This window comes from Accumulibacter sp. (assembly GCF_036625195.1).
Classification (GTDB): Bacteria; Pseudomonadota; Gammaproteobacteria; order Burkholderiales; family Rhodocyclaceae; genus Accumulibacter.
In genome coordinates this window covers 334849-356028 of record NZ_JAZKUG010000001.1, presented here as the reverse complement: position 1 = coordinate 356028, position 21180 = coordinate 334849, and the positions used below count along the sequence as shown (strand labels likewise).

General features: G+C 68.6%; 14 protein-coding genes. 10 read left to right on the top strand and 4 right to left on the bottom strand.

The annotated features are described in order from the left end of the window. Positions 1-17: 17 nt before the first annotated feature. The gene (gene dapD, locus V5B60_RS01625; RefSeq protein WP_332345292.1) at positions 18-839 is read right to left on the bottom strand and encodes a 2,3,4,5-tetrahydropyridine-2,6-dicarboxylate N-succinyltransferase; all 822 of its coding nucleotides are present in this window, start codon (positions 837-839) and stop codon (positions 18-20) included. 19 nt (positions 840-858) lie between these two features. Continuing rightward, a complete protein-coding gene (gene dapC, locus V5B60_RS01620) occupies positions 859-2055 on the bottom strand; it encodes a succinyldiaminopimelate transaminase (protein ID WP_332345291.1) in 1197 nt (398 codons plus the stop codon). Positions 2056-2108: 53 nt separating this feature from the next. On the opposite strand from dapC, the gene V5B60_RS01615 reads away from it, so the two are divergent. Continuing rightward, positions 2109-3020 (top strand): DMT family transporter, encoded by a 912-nt coding sequence (locus V5B60_RS01615; RefSeq protein ID WP_332345290.1) that lies wholly within the window; start codon positions 2109-2111, stop codon positions 3018-3020. A gap of 51 nt (positions 3021-3071) precedes the next feature. On the opposite strand, the gene V5B60_RS01610 is transcribed toward V5B60_RS01615, so the two are convergent. Both V5B60_RS01610 and queF read right to left on the bottom strand, forming a co-directional pair. Then, entirely contained in the window at positions 3072-3791 is a 720-nt protein-coding gene (locus tag V5B60_RS01610) for a UPF0149 family protein (RefSeq protein WP_332345289.1), read from the bottom strand. 4 nt (positions 3792-3795) lie between these two features. Beyond that, on the bottom strand, positions 3796-4215 hold the full coding sequence (gene queF / locus V5B60_RS01605; protein WP_332345288.1) for a preQ(1) synthase: 420 nt from the start codon (positions 4213-4215) through the stop codon (positions 3796-3798). Positions 4216-4400: 185 nt separating this feature from the next. Between queF and smc the strand changes: the two genes are divergently transcribed. The 9 genes from smc to V5B60_RS01555 all read left to right on the top strand — a co-directional run bounded on the left by smc (position 4401) and on the right by V5B60_RS01555 (position 21177). After that, positions 4401-7907, top strand: coding sequence for a chromosome segregation protein SMC (gene smc, locus V5B60_RS01600; RefSeq protein ID WP_332345287.1), 3507 nt, complete (start codon positions 4401-4403; stop codon positions 7905-7907). An 8-nt stretch (positions 7908-7915) separates the two neighbouring features. Continuing rightward, on the top strand, positions 7916-9127 hold the full coding sequence (locus tag V5B60_RS01595; RefSeq protein ID WP_332345286.1) for a cell division protein ZipA C-terminal FtsZ-binding domain-containing protein: 1212 nt from the start codon (positions 7916-7918) through the stop codon (positions 9125-9127). 26 nt (positions 9128-9153) lie between these two features. Next, positions 9154-11181: an NAD-dependent DNA ligase LigA gene (gene ligA / locus V5B60_RS01590; protein ID WP_434735357.1), complete on the top strand. Its 2028-nt coding sequence runs from the start codon at positions 9154-9156 to the stop codon at positions 11179-11181. A 73-nt stretch (positions 11182-11254) separates the two neighbouring features. Next, complete coding sequence (locus V5B60_RS01585; protein ID WP_434735356.1) at positions 11255-11803, top strand: hypoxanthine-guanine phosphoribosyltransferase; 549 nt, start codon at positions 11255-11257, stop codon at positions 11801-11803. A 1-nt stretch (position 11804) separates the two neighbouring features. After that, positions 11805-12554, top strand: a complete 750-nt coding sequence (locus V5B60_RS01580) for an S-methyl-5'-thioinosine phosphorylase (protein ID WP_332345283.1) — start codon at positions 11805-11807, stop codon at positions 12552-12554. After that, positions 12547-13068, top strand: a complete 522-nt coding sequence (gene def / locus V5B60_RS01575; RefSeq protein ID WP_332345282.1) for a peptide deformylase — start codon at positions 12547-12549, stop codon at positions 13066-13068. The genes V5B60_RS01580 and def overlap by 8 nt, the downstream gene beginning before the upstream one ends. Positions 13069-13207: 139 nt before the next feature. Continuing rightward, positions 13208-14146, top strand: a complete 939-nt coding sequence (locus tag V5B60_RS01570) for a hypothetical protein (RefSeq protein WP_332345281.1) — start codon at positions 13208-13210, stop codon at positions 14144-14146. A 4-nt stretch (positions 14147-14150) separates the two neighbouring features. Then, entirely contained in the window at positions 14151-15284 is a 1134-nt protein-coding gene (locus V5B60_RS01565) for a hypothetical protein (RefSeq protein ID WP_332345280.1), read from the top strand. A gap of 583 nt (positions 15285-15867) precedes the next feature. Next, on the top strand, positions 15868-21177 hold the full coding sequence (locus tag V5B60_RS01555) for a DEAD/DEAH box helicase (protein ID WP_332345278.1): 5310 nt from the start codon (positions 15868-15870) through the stop codon (positions 21175-21177). The last annotated feature ends 3 nt before the right edge of the window (positions 21178-21180 follow it).

Genomic DNA, 21180 nt, shown 5'->3' with positions numbered 1-21180 from the left:
GGGCTTCCGGGATTGGTTCAGTCGCCGCGCAGCAGGTCGTTGATGCTGGTCTTGGCGCGCGTGCGGGCATCCACCTTCTTGACGATCACCGCGCAGTAGAGGCTGTAGCTGCCGTCCGCCGCCGGCAGGTTGCCAGAGACGACGACCGACCCCGGGGGCACCGAGCCATAGCTGATGCTGCCGGTCTCGCGATCGAAAATCCGCGTCGACTGGCCGATGTAGACCCCCATCGAAATGACCGAACCCTCGCCGATGATGACTCCCTCGACGACTTCCGAGCGTGCGCCGATGAAACAGTCGTCCTCGATGATCGTCGGGTTGGCCTGCAGCGGCTCGAGCACGCCGCCGATGCCGACGCCGCCCGAGAGATGGACGTTGCGGCCGATCTGCGCGCACGAGCCGACCGTCGCCCAGGTGTCGACCATCGTGCCTTCGTCGACGTAGGCGCCGATATTGACGTACGACGGCATCAGCACGACGTTGCGGCCGATGAAGGAGCCGCGCCTGGCAGCGGCAGGCGGCACGACCCGGAAACCGCCGCGCGCGAAGCGCTCGCCGTCGTAATCGGCGAACTTGTTCGCCACTTTGTCGTAATAACGCATCGCGCCGCCGTCGAGCAGGCGGTTTTCCTGCAGGCGAAAGGACAGGAGCACTGCCTTCTTCAGCCACTGGTGGGTGACCCACTGGCCCTCGCGCTTCTCGGCGACGCGCAGGCTGCCGGCATCGAGCTGATCGATGGCCGCGGCAACGGCCTGCGTGACGGCGGCCGGAGCCGCATCGGGCTGCAGCGCGTTGCGGTTTTCCCACGCCTCTTCGATGATCTGCTGGATGTCCTGCATGTCTGCCTTCCTGACTTTCCTATGATCCTGAAATGAACGAGCGGATGCGTTCGGCTGCCTCGATGCAATCGGCGAGCGGCGCAACCAGTGCGATGCGGACGAAGCCTGCACCAGGGTTGCTGCCCTGGACCGTGCGTGCCAGGTAGCTGCCCGGCAGCAGCAGCACATTATAGTCGGCGTAGAGCTGGCGGGCGAAGTCGGTGTCGCTGCCGTGGGTTCGCACCCAGAGATAGAAAGCGGCGTCGGGCGGCGTCGTGCCCGGCAGGACCTCGGCCAGCAGCGGCGTCACCGCGGCGAACTTGGCGCCGTACTGGCGGCGGTTCCCGCGCACGTGCTCCTCGTCGTTCCAGGCAGCGACGCTCGCCGCCTGGATCGCCGGATTCATCGCGCTGCCGTGATAGGTGCGGTAGAGGAGGAAGGACCGCAGGATCGCCGGGTCGCCGGCGACGAAACCCGAGCGCATGCCGGGGACGTTCGACCGCTTCGACAGGCTCGAGAACATCACCAGCCGCTCGCAGCTGCGGCCGAGCAGCTGCGCCGCCTGCAGGCAGCCGAGCGGTGGCGCCGCTTCGTCCGGGTAGATCTCCGAGTAGCACTCGTCGGCGGCGATGACGAAGCCGTGCCGGTCGGCGAGGGCGAACAGGCGACGCCAGTCGTCGAGCGTCAGCACCTTGCCGGTGGGGTTGCCCGGCGAGCAGACGAAGAAGAGTTGCACGCGCTGCCATTCGGCGTCACTCAGGGCGGTGAAGTCGAAAGCGAAGTCGTCCTCGGGCAGGGTGTCGAGGAAGCGCGGTTCGGCGCCGGCGAGGATCGCGGCGCCCTCATAGATCTGGTAGAAGGGGTTCGGGCTGACCACCAGCGGCGTGTAGCCGCGGGATGGGTCGACAACCGTCTGGGCAAACGCGAACAGGGCTTCGCGCGAGCCGTTCACCGGGATGACGCCGCTTTCCGGATCGATGCCGGCGAGCCCGTAGCGACGCTCGAGCCAGGCGGCGATGCTGCAGCGCAGGTCGCTGCTGCCGAGCGTGGTAGGATAATTCGCCAGCCCGCCAAGCGCGGCGGTCAAGGCGTCACGGATGAAAGCCGGCGTCGGGTGTTGCGGTTCGCCGATCGACAGCCTGATCTCGCGCAGATGCGCCGGTGGTGTGATGCCGGCGAGAAGCTGGCGCAGTTTCTCGAAAGGGTAGGGCTGCAGTCTGCTGAGGTGGGGATTCACTGGCCTGCACGGTTCGTGGCGGAGCGCCTGATTATAAGGGGCATCGAGCAAGCGTGAAAGGAAGCGGTTGGCAGACGGCGACAGCGGGCGCTGCGGCGGCGGAGCGCCGGACGGCCGTTGCCGCGCTGCTCGCTGGTGCGCTGATCTGGGGCCTGATCTGGTACCCGTACCGGGTCCTGCGCGACGGCGGGGTCGATGGGATCGTCGCGTCGACCGCGAGCTATGCACTCGCCTTCGCCCTCGGCTGGCTGTGCTGGCGTCCCCGGTGGCCGCCCGGCGGTGTCTCCTGGACGCTGCTCTGGCTCGCTCTGGCTGCCGCCACCTGCAATCTGGGCTACGTCCTGGCGACGCTGGACGGCGAGGTGATGCGCGTCCTGCTGCTCTTCTATCTGGCGCCGCTGTGGACCGTGCTGTTCGCACGCCTGCTGCTCGACGAGCGCCTCGATGCGGGCGGCGCGCTGGTCATCGGCCTGTCGCTTGCCGGGGCCGTGATCATGCTCTGGCAACCCCGGCTCGGCTTGCCGCTGCCGCGCGATCTCGCCGACTGGCTCGGGCTCTTGGCCGGTCTCGCCTTTGCCCTGTTCAACGTGCTCTCGCGCCGCGCGCACGACCTCAGCAGCGAGAGCAAGGTGCTGGCCGCCTTCGCCGGGGTCGTCGCAACGGGTCTGTTGCTCCTGCTCGCCGGTGCCGGCAGCTGGCGGCTGCCGCGCGAGCCGGCGCTCTGGTCGTTGCTCGCCCTGCTCGGCGGTGTCCTGCTGCTGGCGAACCTCATCGTCCAGTTCGGGCTGGCGAGGGTCGCTGCCAATCGCGCCATCGTCATCATGCTGAGCGAACTCGCGGTCGCCGCGGTCGCCGCGTGGCTGCTGGCGGACGAGGCACTGGCGCCGCGCGAGTGGCTTGGCGGCGCCATCATCGTCGCCGCCAGCCTGTTCACGGCGCGTCGCGCGGGTACTTCGCCGGCCTGAAGCGCTGGCGGTCGGTGCGGTCGGTGGCCCGGCCGACAGCGCCGCTGCCCCTCAGCTCGCGTTGGCGCCGCAGCAGCGCTTGTGCTTGCGGCCGCTGCCGCACGGGCAGGGGTCGTTGCGTCCGACCTTCGGGTCTTGCCGGCGGATGGTGCCGACGCCCCGTTGCGCCCGCCAGAAACGGTAGATGTTGCTCACCGCCTGCGGCAGGTTTTCTTCACACTCCTCGCGAATGCGCTCGAGTTCCTCGCCCGCTGGCCACTCTTCGCCGGCGGCGCGGGCGGCCGCTTCGGCGTCGCCGGTGAGCAGGTACAGCGGGAACAGGTGCTCGTCGAGGTAGTCGATCTCGTCGCTGGTGTTCTGCTCGTCATCATCCACACCAAGGAACTCGAACCAGTCCTCCGTCGCCGCATCGACTCCCTGCAGGTAGCCCTCGCACCAGGGGACGTAATCACTCGCCGCGTCCTCGTCGTCGTCGGTGGGGTAGAGCAGCAAGAGGAGTGGCTCGCCGCTCGCCAGTTCGGTTTCGAGGCGCTGTGCCAGCAGGCGCAGCAGCGCGGCGGCCTCGCGCCGGGCCTCGCCACCGCTTTCTTCCGGGCAGCCGAGGAGATCCTCGAGCCACTGCGCCGCGGGGATCGGCTGCGGGCCGGCGAGGGCGGCGCAGAGGTAGCCCTGGCACTCGTCGAGGCGCATCGCCTCGGGCAGTGCCGGATCGGCGAGCAGTTCCTCGAGTCGCAGCAACTGGTGGTCGGGAAGTTGCGCCTGGATGCTCATGGTTTCAGTTCCGTGTGTTCGACTGGCTGGGGAAGTCGGCCAGATGCACCGCGGGCGCCGGTGTCCAGCCGGGCAGGCGCCGTTCGGCGACGACCGTCGTGAAGATGCCGCCGCGGACGTAGAAGCGCGCGGTCAGCCGCATGTAGCGCGGCTCGGTGGCGTCGGCCAGTTGGTCGAGGATGCGGTTGGTGACATCCTCATGAAAGCAGCCGGTATCGCGAAACGACCAGATGAAGAGCTTCAGGCTCTTCAGCTCGAGACAGCTGCGGTCCGGGATGTAGTCGAGGAGCAGCGTGGCGAAGTCGGGCTGTCCGGTTTTCGGGCACAGACAGGTGAATTCGGGGATCTCCATGTGGATGTGGTAATCCCGCTCCGGCGCCGGATTGGGGAAGGTGGCAAGCGCAGGTGCTGGCTGTTCGTTCATGGTTCGTGTGGCTGCTCGCGGTGATCGGGTGAATCGGGCGGTCCGGATGCTATCATAGACACCCATCATGGCGTTTCGCCGATCGGTTGTGCCTGGTCCACAGGCGGCGTGCCGGCGGATTCCAGCGCAACAGCCAACCCCTGGCCACCTCTTTTCGCGTGTCCGTCGTCGCCACGTGCCAGTTCATGCGCCTCACCAGACTGAAACTTGCCGGCTTCAAGTCCTTCGTCGATCCGACGACGCTGGCGCTGCCCGGGCAGCTGGTCGGCGTCGTCGGACCGAACGGCTGCGGCAAGTCGAACGTGATCGATTCGGTGCGCTGGGTGCTCGGCGAGTCGAAGGCCTCCGAGCTGCGGGGCGAATCGATGCAGGACGTGATCTTCAACGGCTCGAGCACGCGCAAGCCGGTGTCGCGCGCAGCGGTTGAGCTGGTCTTCGACAATTCGCTCGGGCGCCTCGCCGGCCAGTGGTCGCAGTATGCCGAACTCTCGGTCAAGCGCCTGCTGACGCGCAGCGGCCAGTCCGAGTACTACATCAACAACCTGCACGTGCGGCGCAAGGACGTCACCGACCTGTTCCTCGGTACCGGTCTCGGCCCGCGCGCCTACGCGATCATCGGCCAGGGAACGATCTCGCGCATCATCGAGGCGAAGCCCGACGAGCTGCGGGTGTTCCTGGAAGAAGCGGCGGGCGTCACGCGCTACAAGGAACGGCGCAAGGAGACCGAGCACCGGCTCGCCGACACGCGCGAAAACCTGGCGCGCGTCGAGGACATCCGTGTCGAACTGGGCAACCAGATGGAGCGGCTCGAAGCGCAGGCCGGTGTCGCCCGCCAGTATCGTGCGTACAACGACGAACTGACGCGCAAGCAGCAACTGCTGTGGCTGTTGCGGCGCAACGAGGCGCAGCTCGAATGTGAGCGGCTGGCGAGCGAGGTGGCGCGGGCGGTGCTCGATCTTGAGGCGCAGAACGGCTCGCTGCGCGAACTGGAGGCGCGTCTCGAGGAGGCGCGCGAGGCGCACTTCAGCGCCAGCGATGGCGTTCATTCGACGCAGGCCGGGCTGTTTGCCGCCAACGCCGAGGTGGCGCGTCTGGAGACCGAGATCCGTCACCGACGTGAGTCGCGGCGCGAGTACGAGACGCGTCTCGCCCAGCTCGCCGATGACCGGACGCACTGGCAGGGGCAGGCGGCTAAGCTGGCGGGCGAAGGCGAACGCTGGCAGCAGCTTCTGGTCGTCGCCGACGAACGTGTCGAGCAGGGGCGGCAGCGCCTCGCGGCGTGCCACGAAAGCCTGCCGCTGGCCGAGGACCGGCAGGCCGCTGCGCTCGACGAGCTCAACCAGCAACGCGCGGCGCTGGCGCAGGTGGAGCAGCACCTGCACGTCGAGGAGGCCAACCGCGGGCACGCGCAGCGCTCGCTGCAGATCATCGCCGGCCGGCGTGAGCGCCTGGCGCTGGAGCGGCAGGCGATGCCGCTGCCGGACGCCGCAGCGGTTGCCGACAAGCAGGACGAGCTGGCCGCCTTGCGTCTGCGCATCGGCGAGGCACAGGGCGTCGTGCAGCAACGGCAGCAGGAGCAGCCGCGCCTCGAGCAGCAGCGGCGGCAGGTGCTTGGCGAAGTGCAGCAGGCGCAGAAGGAGCGCGCCGAGGCGAATGCCCGCCGCAGCGCGCTGCAACAGCTGCAACAGCGCCTGCAGACGAATGGCAAGCTGGATGAATGGCTGCGCCGGCACGGTCTGCAGCACGGCCAGCCGCTGTGGCGGTCGCTGCAGGTCGAGCCCGGCTGGGAGGACGCCGTCGAGGCGGTGTTGCGCGAGCGGCTCTCGGCGCTGCCTGCCGAGCGCGCCGACCCGGCGTGGAGCAGGGATCGGCCGGGCGGCAGGCAGACCTTCATGCTGCCTCTGCCGGCGGCGACGCCACCGGCAGAGCTGGCCCCCGACCGGCTGCTGGCCCGCATCCGCTGCGCCGACGCGGCGCTGGCGTCGATCCTCGGCGACTGGCTTGGCGAGGTGCTGACGGCAGCCGATCTGGCGAGCGCCCTGGCCGCCCGTGCCCGGCTGTCGGCGAGTGCGTGTTGCGTGACGCCCGGCGGCGACATCGTCCGCAGGCAGAGCGTGACCCTGTTCGCCGCTGACAGCGTGGCCCACGGGCTGCTCGAGCGGCAGCGCGAAATCGACCAGCTGGCGGGCATCATCGCCGAGCACGAGGGGCACGTCGGGCGCGCGCAGGCCGCGCTGGCGGCCGTCGAGCAGGCGCTCGCCGAAGCGCAGCAGGCGTTGCACGATGCACGCAACGAACTCGGCGTGCTGCAGGACCGGGCGCACGCGATCCAGGTCGAGGCGCTGAAGCTGGCGCAGGCGCAGGAGCGCTTGCGCGAGCGGCAGGCGCAGATCGACGACAGCCTGAGCGAGATGGCCGTCGAGGAAGAGGACGAGCGCGAGCGCCTGTTGCTCGCCGAGGACGCGATCGAGGCGCAGCGCGAGCGGGTCGAGGAACGGCGCGAGGCGATGGTGCTTGCCCGGCATCAGCTCGAACAGGCCGAGCGTGCGCTGCGCGAGGAGCGTGAGCGGGTCAACGGCGCCGAGCGCGAGTGGCGCGAGGCCGAGTTCGCGCAGCGCGAGGCTCAGGGCAGGTTGCAGGAGATCGCCGCCAGCCGCGAACTGGCGTGGCAGCAGCTCGAGCGCATCGGCGACGAGCTGACGCGCTGCGAAGAGACCGCCAGCGCCCTGCAGGCCGAGGATCTCGAGCCGCGGCTGCAGGCGGCGCTCGAGCATCGTGTGGCGCGCGAGCATGCCCTGGCGGCGGCGCGCGATGCGCTCGAAGCGGCCGCCGGCGGTCTGCGCGCGCTCGACGAGCAGCGCCTCAGGGTCGAGCAGAGCCTCGACCCGCTGCGCGACCGGATCGGTGACCTGAAGCTCAAGGAACAGGCGGCCGGTCTCGCCTGCGAACAGTTCGCGACGCAGCTCAGCGAGGCCCAGGCGGACGAGGCGGCGCTGCGTGGCGAGCTGGCGGGTGCGCGCGCCGGCAGTCTGCAGAACGCGATCGGCGCCCTGCAGCGCTCGATCGAGGCGCTCGGCGCGGTCAACCTGGCGGCGCTCGACGAGTTGCAGGCGGCGCGTGAGCGCAAGGGCTATCTCGATGCCCAGTCGGAGGACCTGACGCAGGCGATGGAGACGCTCGAGAGCGCGATCCGCCGCATCGACCGCGAGACGCGGGATCTGCTGCAGACCACCTACGACGCTGTCAACAGCAGTTTCGGCGAACTCTTTCCGACCCTCTTCGGCGGCGGCGAGGCGCGACTGATCATGACAGGCGACGAGATCCTCGATGCCGGCCTGCAGGTGATGGCGCAGCCGCCAGGCAAGAAGAACTCGACGATCCAGCTGCTTTCCGGCGGCGAAAAGGCGCTGACGGCGATTGCGCTGGTATTCTCGATGTTTCGACTCAATCCGGCGCCGTTCTGCCTGCTCGACGAGGTCGATGCGCCGCTTGACGATACCAACACCGAACGGTTTTGCGACATGGTGCGACGGATGTCGGCCCACACGCAGTTTCTGTTCATCAGTCACAACAAGATCACGATGGAGATGGCGCAGCAGCTCGTCGGCGTCACCATGCAGGAGTCCGGCGTTTCGCGTATCGTTGAAGTCGACATGGAAGAAGCGCTGCGAATGCGCGAGCAACTCGTTTAGGAATCGACATGACGGACTTGCAGATGGGTTTGATCGGCCTGGGTGGCGTCGCCGTGGTGGGTGTCCTGGCCTACAACAAGTGGCAGGAACACAAGCATCGCAAAGTGGCGGAGCAGTTGCTGGGCGCGCGTCAGGCAGACGTCCTGCTCGATGAAACGGGCAGCGCCGGCAGCACGGCCCACACGCACGTGGGCTCGTCCGGCGGCGACGCCGGCGATTCACCGGCGACGGCTCCCGGCCGCAGCAGCCGCGCGCCGCAGGAGCGCGTCGAACCGCTGCTGCGCCAGTCGGATGACGCGGCGGAGGCGGTCGCGGGCAGCGACGACGGCTGGCCGGAAGGCGGCGGCGACGATGTCGCGCCGGCCGGCGAGCGGCGCGCGCGCATCGCCGCGGCGCCGCTGTGCCTGTTGTCGCCGGCGATCGACTACATCGCCGCAATCGAACTCGCGGAGACGGTTGCCGCCTACCGGATCCGCGATGCGCAACGGGTCGTTCTCGCGCGGCTGGGCAAGCCGCTGCACTGGATCGGTTTCAACGAGGAGTCGCATGCCTGGGAGCCGATCAGCGAAGAAGGCGACGTGGCCTACCAGCGCATCCGCGTCGGGCTGCAGCTCGTCGACCGCAAGGGGCCGCTGCGCGACGCCGACCTGTCGGTCTTCCATGTCGCGATCCAGGATCTGGCGAGCGAGCTGACGGGCGCCGTCGAGCTGCCGCTGCGCGAACCGGCGTTGCAGGCGGCGGCGCAGCTCGACGAGTTCTGTGCCGGCGTCGACATCCAGATCGGCCTCAACGTCGTCAGCCAGGGGCAGGTGTTCGCCGGCACCAAGCTGCGCGGCCTGGCCGAGTCGGCGGGCATGGTGCTCGACGGCGACGGGCGCTTCGTCCGCCTGGACGAGGACGGCAGGCTGCTCTACGCCTTGCTCAACCAGGAAACGCAGGGTTTCACCGGCGAATCCATCCGCAGCCTGACGACGCACGCCATCACCTTCCTGCTCGATGTGCCGCGGGTCGCCAACGGCGACCGTGTCCTCGGCCAGATGGTCGAACAGGCGCGCCGCTTCGCCGACTCGCTGCATGGCCAGCTGGTCGACGACAACCGGCGACCGGTTTCGGAGTCGTCGATCGAGCCGATCCGCCGCCAGGTGGTGCAATACCAGCTCGCGATGGCGCATCGCCAGTTGCCTGCTGGCGGGCCGCTGGCGGAGCGGCTCTTCTCCTGAGCGCGCAGGCCGCTGCGACGGTGTCCATCAGCGCAAGCGAGCGGGCGAGTCGCCTGCGTGCCGAGATTGGCGAACACGATCATCGCTATTACGTCCTCGACGCGCCGCTGATCAGCGACGCCGAGTATGACCGACTGTTCCGCGAGCTGCAGGCGCTCGAGGCCGAGCACCCCGAGCTGCTGTGCAGCGACTCGCCGACGCAGCGGGTCGGCGCGGCACCGCTCACCGGATTCGCCACGGTCGCGCACCGGACGCCGATGCTGTCGCTGAACAACGCTTTCAGCGACGACGAGGTGGCGGCCTTCGATCGCCGCGTGCGCGAAGGGCTCGCCGCCGAAGGCGAGGTCAGCTACGTCGCCGAACCGAAGTTCGACGGCCTGGCGGTCAGCCTGAGCTACGAGCACGGTGTCCTGCTGCGCGGCGCGACGCGCGGCGACGGCAACACCGGTGAAGACGTGACGGCCAACCTGCGCACCCTGCGCAGCATCCCGCTGCACCTGCAGGGCAGCGGCTGGCCGGCGCTGCTCGAGGTGCGCGGCGAGGTGCTGATGTGGCGCAGCGATTTCGAACGGATGAACGAGCAGCAGCGGCAGAAGGGGGAGAAGGAATTCGTCAATCCGCGCAATGCCGCTGCCGGCAGCCTGCGCCAGCTCGATCCACGCATCACCGCGACGCGACCGCTGCGTTTCGTCGCCTACGGCGTCGGCGCGGTCGCTGCCGGCGTCCTGCCGGCGACGCACTGCGAGTTGCTCGAGCGGCTTGCCGCGTGGGGCTTCGCGGTTGCCGCCGAGCGACGCCGGGTCAGCGGTCTCGCGGCACTCCTCGCCTGCCAGCGTGAGATCGGCAGTCGCCGCGCGACGCTGCCCTATGACATCGACGGCGTCGTGTACAAGGTCGACGAGCTGGCGGCACAGGAGCGTCTCGGCTTCGTCTCGCGGGCGCCGCGCTTCGCCCTGGCGCACAAGTTCGCGGCTGCGGAAGCGCTGACCGAGGTGCTCGACATCGTGCTGCAGGTCGGCCGTACGGGTGCGCTGACGCCGGTGGCACGGCTGGCACCGGTCTTCGTCGGCGGCGTGACGGTGACCAACGCCACCCTGCACAACGAGGACGAGGTCCGGCGCAAGGACGTGCGCGTCGGCGACACCGTCGTCGTTCGCCGCGCCGGCGACGTGATTCCGGAAATCGTCCGCGTCCTGCCGGAGAAGCGGCCGCCGGCGGCGACCGCCTTCGTCATGGCGGCGAGCTGCCCGGTCTGCGGCTCGCAGGTCGTGCGCCAGCAGGACGAGGCGGTCGCCCGCTGCAGCGGCGGTCTCTATTGTCCGGCGCAACGCCGGCAGGCGCTGCTGCACTTCGCCTCGCGCCGGGCGATGGACATCGAAGGCCTCGGCGAGCGGCTGGTCGAGCAACTGGTCGAGCACGACGTCGTGCGTACGCCGGCCGACCTCTATCGCCTCGGCCTGCTGGCGCTGCTCAACCTCGAACGGATGGCCGACAAGTCCGCGGGCAACCTGCTGGCAGCAATCGAGCGGAGCAAGCAGACGACGCTGGCGCGCTTCATTTACGCGCTCGGCATCCGCAATGTCGGCGAAGCCACGGCGCGCGACCTGGCACGGCACTTCGGCAGCCTCGATCGCCTCCTCGCCGCCGACGAAACGCAACTGCTGCTGGTGCCCGACGTCGGCCCGATCGTCGCGCAGTCGATCCGCCAGTTTCTCGGCGAGCCACACAACCGCGAGGTCATCGAGCAGTTGCGCGCCGCCGGCGTCGCCTGGAGCGAGGGCGAAGCCGTGGCGCGGGCGGCATCGACCGCTGCCGTCGCCGGCCGCAGCTTCGTTCTCACCGGCACCCTGCCGTCGCTGACTCGCGACGCCGCGCGGCAGATGCTCGAAGCGGCCGGCGGCAAGGTCAGCGCCGCCGTGTCGAAGAAGACCGACTTCGTCGTTGCCGGTGCCGATGCCGGCAGCAAGCTGCAGCGGGCGCAGGAACTCGGCGTGCCGATCATCGACGAAGCGCGGATGCTGGCCCTGCTCGGCGGGGCGGAGGCCGATCGGTGAGGCCCTTGCGCTTCGCGCGCCAGTGCCACCGCGCCGCGCCGCAGGGCCCATGGACTGTGGTACCGGCAAGGCGATGATCGATCCGCGGCAGGCATTGGCCATCCTCGCTGCGGCCGAGCTGATCCATTCCGCCGAGAGCGTCGCCGCGGCGGTCAGCCGGGTCGCCAGCGCCATCGGCGAGCAGCTGTGCGACCGCAATCCGCTGCTGCTCTGCGTGATGAACGGCGGCGTACCCTTTGCCGGACACCTGATGACGCAACTCCGCTTTCCGCTCGACTTCGATTACGTCCACGTCAGCCGCTACGGGCAGGAGACCAGCGGCGGTGCCATCGCCTGGCTGCGCTTGCCGAGCATTCCGGTGCGCGGGCGGACCGTGCTGCTGGTCGACGACATCCTCGACGAGGGTCTGACACTGGCAGCGATTCGCAAGCGCCTGCTGCAGGAGGGTGCCGAGGCCTGCTGCACGGCGGTCGTCGCTGATAAACTGCGCGGGCGGGAGAAACCGATCACGGCCGATTTCGTCGCCCTGACCGTTCCCGATCGTTTCCTCTTCGGCTACGGCATGGACGTCCGCGGTGCCTGGCGCAACCTGCCGGCCATCTACGCCATGCGGGAGGACTGAGATGCTGGCAATCATCGGCGGCAGCGGGCTGGCAGAGTTCGCCGGCCTCGAGGTCTCGCATCGCCGGCCGGCGCCAACGCCGTACGGCGAGGCGTCCGCGCCGCTCACCTTCGGTCACCTCGCCGGCCGGCCGGTGGTCTTCCTGGCGCGCCACGGTGACGAACACAGCCTGGCGCCACACGAGGTCAATTACCGGGCGAACATCTGGGCCCTGCGTGACTGCGAGCCGCTCGGCATCGTCGCGGTGGCGGCGGTGGGCAGTATCCGCGCCGACCTGCGGCCCGGCGACCTGCTCATTCCGCACCAGATCCTCGACTACACCTGGGGCCGTGCGGCGACCTACCATGAAGGTCCGGGCAGCGCCGTCCATCACGTCGACTTCACCGAGCCCTACGATCGTCGCCTGCGGCGCCGCCTGTGCGCCGCAGCGGCGAAGGCGGCGGTGGCGGTCAGCGATGCCGGGGTTTACGCCACGACGCAGGGACCTCGCCTGGAGACGGCTGCCGAGATCAACCGCCTCGAGCGCGACGGCGCCGACGTCGTCGGCATGACCGGCATGCCGGAGGCCGCGCTGGCGCGCGAGCTGGGTGTTCCCTACGCGGCGATCAACGTCGTCGCCAACTACGCCGCCGGTCGCGGCGAGCCGGGCCAGGGGATCAGTCTCGAGACGATCCGCCAGGTGCTCGAAGAGGCGATGGAGCCGGTGCGGCGGCTCATCGAAACCATGCTGGCGAGCGACGATCATGATTAGGCCGCTGCTGCGCATGGGGGATCCGCGGCTGCTGCGGCGGTCACGGCCGGTCGATCGCTTCGACGAAGCCTGGCTGCACGCACTGGTTGCCGACATGGAGGAGACGATGCAGCACCACGACGGCGCTGGTCTGGCAGCGCCGCAGATCGGTGTCGACCTGCGGCTGGTGATCTTCGGTTGCGAGCGCAGCGCACGCTACCCCGATGCCGAGCCGGTGCCGTGGACGGTGCTGATCAACCCGGTACTGACACCGCTCTCGCCGGATGTCGAGGAGGGCTGGGAGGGCTGCCTGTCGGTTCCCGGCCTGCGCGGCTGGGTGCCGCGCTGGAGTCGGCTGCGCTACAGCGGCTTCGATCCCTGCGGGCGGCCGATCGAGCGCAGTGTCAGCGGCTTCCACGCGCGCGTCGTGCAGCACGAGTGCGACCACCTCGACGGCATCCTCTACCCGATGCGCATGGCCGACCTCAGCCGCTTCGGTTTCACTGATGTGCTCGATGCAGCGGCTGCGGACTGAGAGCGGGAGCAGTTGGCGATGATCGGGCGACGGATTACCGGCGGCGGATGGGCGGCGCCGTGATGCGGCAGCAGGGCCACCGGACCGGCGGTGAGGGGGCACGCGGTAGGCCGCCGCGGTACGGCGCCGGGAGCGGCGAATGGACCTGATCAAGGGCATCACGCTCTTTCTCGGCTGGCTGTCGGGCTCGCTCGCCGGCATCGCGGCCGTCCTCTATTCCTTCGGTTATCTGGTCGCGCGGGCGCAGCTCAACCTGCTCGGGCTGCAGGGGCTGGTGGCGCAGGATGCGGACCATTTCCTGCAGGAAGGAGCGAAGTTCCTCGTCGTCCTCGCGGCGGACTACCTCAGCCCGGCCTTTCCCTGGCTCTACTTCGCCGGCTGGCTGCTGCTCGCGGCGCTGCCCTTGCTGGTGCTCGTCGGCTGGCTCGCAGCGCGCCGGCGGCAGGCGCTGCAGCAGCTTGCCGACCGCCTGGCGCTGCGCGGCACGCAAGCGCTGCAGCAGCTTCCCTGGTCCTGGCGCAAGCTGGCCTTTGCCGCACTCGTGCTGGTGCTGCTGTTGCGGCTGACGACCCATCTCAACCCCTTCGTCGATGTACTGGCGGTGGCCGACATCCTCTACGCGACCCCGGTGAGCAGTGAAAGCCAGGGGTCGACCGAGATCCGGCAATGGCTGACCTCCCCCGACCGCGCCGATCTCGTGTTGCTCAAGAGCCGCTTCGGCGAGCTCTTGCGTGGCGCAGCCGAGGTTGCCCTGGTGGTGGTCGCGGTGTGGTATCTCGGCGCTGCGTCCCCCTGGCGGCTGTGGCTGGCACTGCCCTTCATGGTCGTCCTGGTGGTCTATACTTTGTTGCTGCCGATGGCCTATGGCGTGCTTGTGCGTCCGAACGAGTATCCCCTGGTTGCCGTCAGCAGCGACAGCTCGCTGCTGGCTGGAGTGCGCGGTGACCTGTTCCTGTTGCGCAGGACCGGCGACGAGTTCGTCTTCTGGGACAAGGCCGCCCGCCGGGTGCTCTGGGTGCCGGCGTCACAGGTTGCCGGTGTCAGCGCGCGCGCCAGCCGCCTGCTGTTCAAGGAGTGATGCGATGACGCTGCACCGACCGTTCCGCCTGCCCCTCTTCGCCCTCGCCTGGTTGCTGCTCCTCGTCGGCGCCGCCTGCGCGCCGCTGCCCGCTGGCGATGCCGGCGGTGCGGCGATCGGCACGCTGCGCGTCGCCGGACCGAACGTCTTCCTCAACGGCGCGCGGGCGCGCGATGGCGCGAGCGTGCACGAGGGCGATACCGTCACCACCGGCGCCGCTTCGAGCGCTTTCGTCGCCTTCAACGGTGGCGGCTTCGTCCAACTCGACGAGAACACCGATCCGCGCTTCTCGTTTCGCGTCGAGACGCGCGGCGGGCGGCGCTGCATCCACATCCAGATCGACATCGGGCAGGTGTTCATCGACAAGGATGTGCAGTGCTTTTCGACCCCCGACGTCAACGGCAATCTCGGTAGCCGGGTCAACATCCGCGTCAGTGGCAAGGAGACGATCGTCACCGTCCTCGCCGGCCGGGCGCTGATGTTCGGCGAGCGCGAGCAGAGCGTGCCGGCGGCGGGCGAAGCGTCCTGGCAGCGCGGTCGGCAGGTTGGTCCGCTGCGCCAGCTCGACGCGGCGGAACTGGCGGCCACGGTCGGCTGGCGCGAGCGCTATCCGGGCTGGTGCTGCGTCGGCGAGCGGCTCGAGCAGCGCCTGCCGGAGCAGTGCGAGCGGCAGCAGTTCTGGTTCGACCGCCGCCAGGCCGAGGCGGGCTGCCGGCAACGGGCGGCGGCCGGCTGGTGCTGTCAGGCCGGCGGCCGGGTGGTGCAGGTGCCGGCAGGGCAATGCCGCGGCTTCTTTTCGCCCGATGAGGACGAGGCGCGGCAGCGCTGCCCGGCACCGCCCCGTTCCGGCTGGTGTTGCCAGGATGGCCGTCTGAGCGAGACGACGGCCAACCAGTGTCGCGGCTATTTCAGCGATGAACGGCGCGAGGCGCAGCGTCGCTGCCAGCCGGAGACCGGCTGGTGCTGTCTGCGCGGCAAGTTGGCCGAAATGAGTGCCGAGCAGTGCCGGCGTGCCGAGGGGCGTTTCGCCGCCGAGCGCAGCGAACTCGGAAGCTGCCGGCCGCGGGTGATCCCGCTGTTGCCCGAGCGTCAGCAGACGCGTCCGCTGCCGCCGCGGACACCAGCCGTCATCGAGTAGCCGGTCGGGAGAGATCTTGTGGCCAGGGCCTGTCCGGGAAAGTCGGTTGCGGGCGTCATCGCGGATGTTGTCGGCAAGTATTTGGCCGGCCATGGTCGCCAGGAAGAGCAGCCCGAACCAGGCCATCGTTCGCCGGAGTCGTCTGCGGCGTCTGCGGCGGGACACGAGTGCCGTCAGCACCAGCACGACAAGCGCCAGAAAAATGAAAAGCGGTGTAGCCAGAGGGCCGGACAACCCATTCCCTGAACCGCCGGCCGACCACATGTCACGGGCAAGTCAAGGCAGGAACAGCAGCGGCAGGAGGGCCGGCAACAATCCGGGCAGCCGCCATGGACGGCCATCGGGTTTTCGTTGCCGGGCGGGATTCACGACTACGCGTGCGTGGGCGCAGCAAGTGAACCTGTCAGATCCGGCAGCTTTTCAGGCCGGCAGCCAATTCGTCGGCAACGCGCTGGCGCAACGCGGCCGGCTCCACGACCGTGCAGTCGGCGCCGTACTTCATGATGTCCATGATCAACTTTCAAACGAAGAATCGGCAAAAATCTGACATCGCAGCGAGAACGGCTGCCAGAGGTGGGAAGCAATGGACGTTTTCGAGTTCAGGGAGAAGTTGGTCGGCGAATACCGCCAGTTCACGCGCAGCTTCACCCGGATCCGGAGTGATGACATTGCGCGCTTCGTCGAGTCGGCCCATGACTCGCAGCGCTACTGGCCGGAACCGCTCATCCAGATCAATCCCAACTTCAAGGCGGGGCATACGGTCGACGAACTGGCGGCGGCCGGAGCACTGCACCCTGCGTGCGGCCGCATTTTCCGGGCAGGCAAGAGCGCCGGCTCGGCCGGCGTTTCGCTCCGCCTCTTCACGCACCAGGAAGAAGCCATCAGCTTCGCCAAATCCGGTGCCAGTTATGTTCTGACCACCGGTACCGGTTCAGGCAAGTCGCTCGCCTACTTCATTCCCGTCGTCGACGCCGTACTCAAGGCCAAGGCAACTGACAACACGCCGCGCACACGCGCCATTGTCATCTATCCGATGAATGCGCTGGCCAACAGCCAGCTCGAGGAGCTTGGCAAATTCCTTGGTGACTATGGCGATGCGCCGCCAGTCACCTTCGGGCGCTACACCGGGCAGGAGGGCGACGAGGAGCGCCAGCGCCTGGCCGCCAATCCGCCCGATATCCTGCTCACCAACTTCATGATGCTCGAGCTCCTGATGACCCGTCAGGACGACAAGGACAAGGCGGTCATCGGGAACGCGAAGGGCCTGCGTTTCCTGGTCCTTGACGAGCTTCACACATATCGTGGCCGCCAGGGTGCCGATGTGGCGCTGCTGGTCCGCCGTGTGCGCGAAGCCGTGGCCGACAACCTGCAATGCATCGGGACCTCGGCGACCATGGCAACGGGGGGCAATGAAGCCGACCGCAATGCCGTCGTCGCCGAAGTGGCTTCGCGCCTGTTCGGCACCCCGATTCCGCCCGCCAATGTCATCACCGAGACCCTGCGGCGCGTGACGCCGGAAGCGACATTGGTCGAACATGTTCGCGGTCGGCTTGGGGCGGTGCTGCGCACCAGTTTGCCTGCTTCTCCGGGCTTCGCCGAGCTTGCGCAGCATCCCCTGGCGGTATGGACCGAGCTGACGCTCGGCTTGACCCGTGACGAGGGCAAGTGGCGGCGCGCTCGGCCGGTCACGCTGGCCGCCGCCGCCGAACAGCTCGCTGCCGACGCTGATATTCCGGAAGCCGAGGCGCGCAAGGTACTCGCCGATTTCCTGTTGCTCTCGTACCGGACGACGGACAAGCCGGCAGCAGAGGGCGGCCGCAGCCTCTTCGCCTTCAAGCTTCACCAGTTCATTTCCGGCGGTGGCAAGGTGTTTTCGACGCTCGAGGCCGCGGGCAAGCGCTACCTGACGCTCGACGGTAGCCAGTACGTTCCCGGCGACCGCGCCCGCAAGCTCTACCCGGCGCATTTCTGCCGCGATTGCGGCCAGGAATATCTTCCCGTCTGGGACGAGAACGGCGCTGCCGGCCGGCAGTTTGTGCCGCGCAACCTTGAGGACCGGGCGCACGAGGACGAAGAGGTGCGCAATGGCTTTTTCATGCCCGACACGACCGGCATCTGGGCGGACACCGTCGACCGCTACCCGGAAACCTGGCTCGAAGCGGCCGGCGACGATCTCCGCCTCAAGGCGGCCTACCGCAAGCGGCGACCGGTCCCGGTCACCCTCAACGGCGAAGGCGCACTCGACAACGGAGGCGTGCGTGGGTGGTACATCGCCGGCACGTTCGCCTTCTGCCTGAACTGTGGCGTCACCCACAGCACGTCCGGCCGCGACTACCTGCGCCTGGCCGGCCTCTCCGGCGAGGGGCGCAGTTCGGCGACGACCATGCTCACCCTCGCATCGCTGCGCTACCTCTACGAGCAGGATGCCCAGCTGAGTGCGGAGGCCAAGAAGGTTCTCGGTTTTTCCGACAACCGGCAGGACGCCGCGCTGCAGGTCGGCCATTTCAACGACTTCCTGCAGATCTTGCTGCAGCGGGCGGCGCTTCTGGCTGCCGTCCAGGCCAGGTCGGGCAGGGAGATCGACGAGAGCAGCATCGCGGCGGCCGTTTTCGCGGCACTGGGCTTCGACCGCGACGATCCCGGCGTCCGCGCCGAGTACATGCAGGACCCCGATGTACGCGGCAACGCCCGGCGTCAGGTTCAGGACACCCTGCGCAATATCCTCGGCTACCGCATCCATTACGATCTGCGTCGCGGCTGGCGCTTCAACAACCCGAACCTCGAGCAACTGGGCCTGGTCCGCATCGCCTATCGTGACATCGGGGACCTCGCCGCGGCCCCCGACATGTGGCAGGACGCGCCCCTCATCCTGCAGGCGGCATCCCCTGCCGTGCGCCAGCGCATCCTGGAAACCCTCTTCGACGCCATGCGCCAGGGCCTATGCCTGGCATCGCGCTACCTCGACCGCGCTGAGCTCGACCGGCTTCGCATCGCCAGCTACGCCAATCTGCGCGAGCCCTGGGGTTTCAGCGAAGACGAGCAGCCGGTGGCCTCGAACTGGTTCATCACGGTCGGCAAGCCGCGCGATGAAGACCGCCGGAACGTCGATTACCTGGTTTCCGGGAGTGCCCGCTCGAAACTGGGCCGTCTGCTCAAGCAACCGGCTAGCTGGCGCGAGCCGGATGAGCGCGATAACCCGCACGCCGCGCGGATCAAGGACGAGCATTATCAGGAGATCATCACCGCGCTGCTCAAAGCCGCCCGCACTTATGGTTTGGTCTTGTCCGAGGAAACTGAGTTCGGTATGACCGGCTACCAGCTCAACGGCACCGCTGTCGTCTGGCGCCTGAGCGACGGTCAGAGCCGCCGCGGCGCCGATGACAACGCCTTCTTCCGTGGCCTCTATGGCAACGTCGCCGCGCTGCTCGCCAACCCCGCGCACCGCCTGTTCGACTTCGAGGCGCGCGAGCATACCGCCCAGGTCGAGCAGGACGACCGCCTCGAACGCGAGGCGCGCTTCCGCTTTACCCGAAAGGATCGCGACGCATGGCTCCAAAAGACCGGCAAGCCGCTCGAATGGCTGCCGGTCCTGTTCTGCTCCCCGACCATGGAACTCGGCGTCGACATTTCGTCCCTCAACACCGTTTACCTGCGCAACGTGCCGCCGACGCCGGCCAATTACGCGCAGCGCAGCGGCCGCGCCGGGCGGGCCGGGCAGCCGGCGCTGGTCATTACCTACTGCGCTGCCCAGTCGCCGCACGACCAGTATTTCTTCCGCGACCCGGTGCGCATGGTCCACGGCCAGGTCAATCCGCCGACCCTCGATCTGGCCAACCGGGAACTCATCCAGAGCCACCTGCACGCCGTCTGGCTTGCCGAAACCGGCGTCAAACTCGACAGCAGCATCCGCGGCTTGCTCGACATGGGGACTGACGGGGCGCCACTGGCTGCGCATCTGCGCGCCGGACTCGACGCCGACGCGCCGCAGCGGCGGGCGCACGAACGCGGCTTGCGCATCCTCGGCATGCTGTCGGGCGAGCTGGCGCCGGCCAAGGCGCCCTGGTACGACGAGCGCTTCGCCGAACGTGTGTTTGCCACTGCCTTCGCCTCCTTCGACCAGGCGCTCGGCCGCTGGCGTGACCTCTTCGCCGCGACCAAGCGGCAGATGGAGATCAACCAGCGGATCATGAACAATCCGGCCGCGAGCGAGCGTGAGCGGCGCGATGCCAAGCAACGCCACGACGAAGCCTTCCGCCAGCAGTCCCTGGTGCTGCAGGAGTCGGGGAGTGCCAACTCGGACTTCTACACTTACCGTTATCTCGCCAGCCAGGGATTCCTGCCCGGCTACAATTTCCCGCGCCTGCCGCTGATGGCCTATATTCCGGCGCGCAAGGGCAAGATCGGGCGCGAGAACTTCCTGACCCGGCCGCGGTTCTTGGCTTTGAGCGAGTTCGGCCCGTACAGCCTGATCTATCACGAGGGCAGCCAGTACCGAGTCGTCCGCGCCATGCTGGCGGTTTCCGGGGACGACCAGGTCAAGCACGGCGCCAGTCTGCCGACCGAGGTTGCACGGCTGTGCCCGGCCTGCGGCTACGGACACTTCCGCAGCCAGCGCGATGCCGACCGTTGCGTGTCGTGCAATGCGCCCCTCGCTGATGCACGCGCGGTCCAGAATCTCTACCGCATCGAGAACGTATCCACCCGCCGCGCCGAGCGCATCACCGCCAACGAGGAAGAACGTACGCGCCAGGGCTACGAAATGCAGACCACCATCCAGTTTGCCGAGGCCGACGGTCGGCTCCAGCGCCTCGACAGCATTCTCGCCGATGGCGAGGGAACGGTCCTTGGCTTGCAGTACGGCGCCGCGGCAACGGTCTGGCGCATGAATTTCGGCTGGCGCCGGCGCAAGGAAAAGAGCGTCCTCGGCTTCATGATCAACCCGGTCACCGGCCATTGGGTCGGCGGTGCCGAAGAGAGCGGCGAGCCGGATCCCGACGCGCCGCCCGACCGCACGCCGCCGCAGCGCATCGTTCCCTACGTCGAGGACCGCCGCAACGTGCTCATCGTGCGCCCGCCCGAGACCCTCGATGAGGCGACGATGGCAACCCTGCAATACGCCCTCAAGCGCGGCATCGAGGCAGTCTACCAACTCGAGGAGAGCGAACTGATGGCCGAGCCGCTGCCGGGTCGCGACAACCGCCAGGCCATCCTCTTCTACGAATCCGCCGAAGGGGGGGCCGGCGTGCTCACCCGTCTCGCTACCGAGCCGGGAGCGCTTGCCCGGGTTGCCGACGAGGCGCTGCGCATCATGCACTTCCTGCGCCCGGATGACGGACGGTGGGACCGTGCACGCCTCGCCCAGGAAGTCGACGGAACAGGCAAGCCACTCTGCGAGGCCGGTTGCTACAAGTGCCTGCTCTCGTACTACAACCAGCCCGACCACACCGTCATCGACCGCCAGGATGCCGGCAACGACGGCAAGGCTCTCGACATCCTCTGCCGCCTGACGTGGGCGCAGGGGGTCACCGGCTCCTTCGGGCGCACCCCGGAACAGCAGGCCGGCGAACTGTCGCGCCTGTCGGGCAGCAGCCTCGAGCAGGCCTGGCTGGCGCACGTCGATGCCCACGGCTACCGGCGCCCGGACCGAGGCCAGGAGAGCATCCCGGAGTGCTTGACCTGTGCCGATTTCTTCTACGCGGACTGGAAAGCGACGATATTCATCGATGGTCCGCAGCACGAGGAAGCGACGCAGCACGAGCGGGACGAGGAAAGCAACCGAAAACTGTCGGCAGCCGGTTACTACATCGTCCGTTTCCCGAAGGAGCAGGAGCGCTGGCCGGCAGTCTTCGCCGCCCACGCCGGACTCTTCGGCAGCGGCAGCCGCGGCAATTGACCC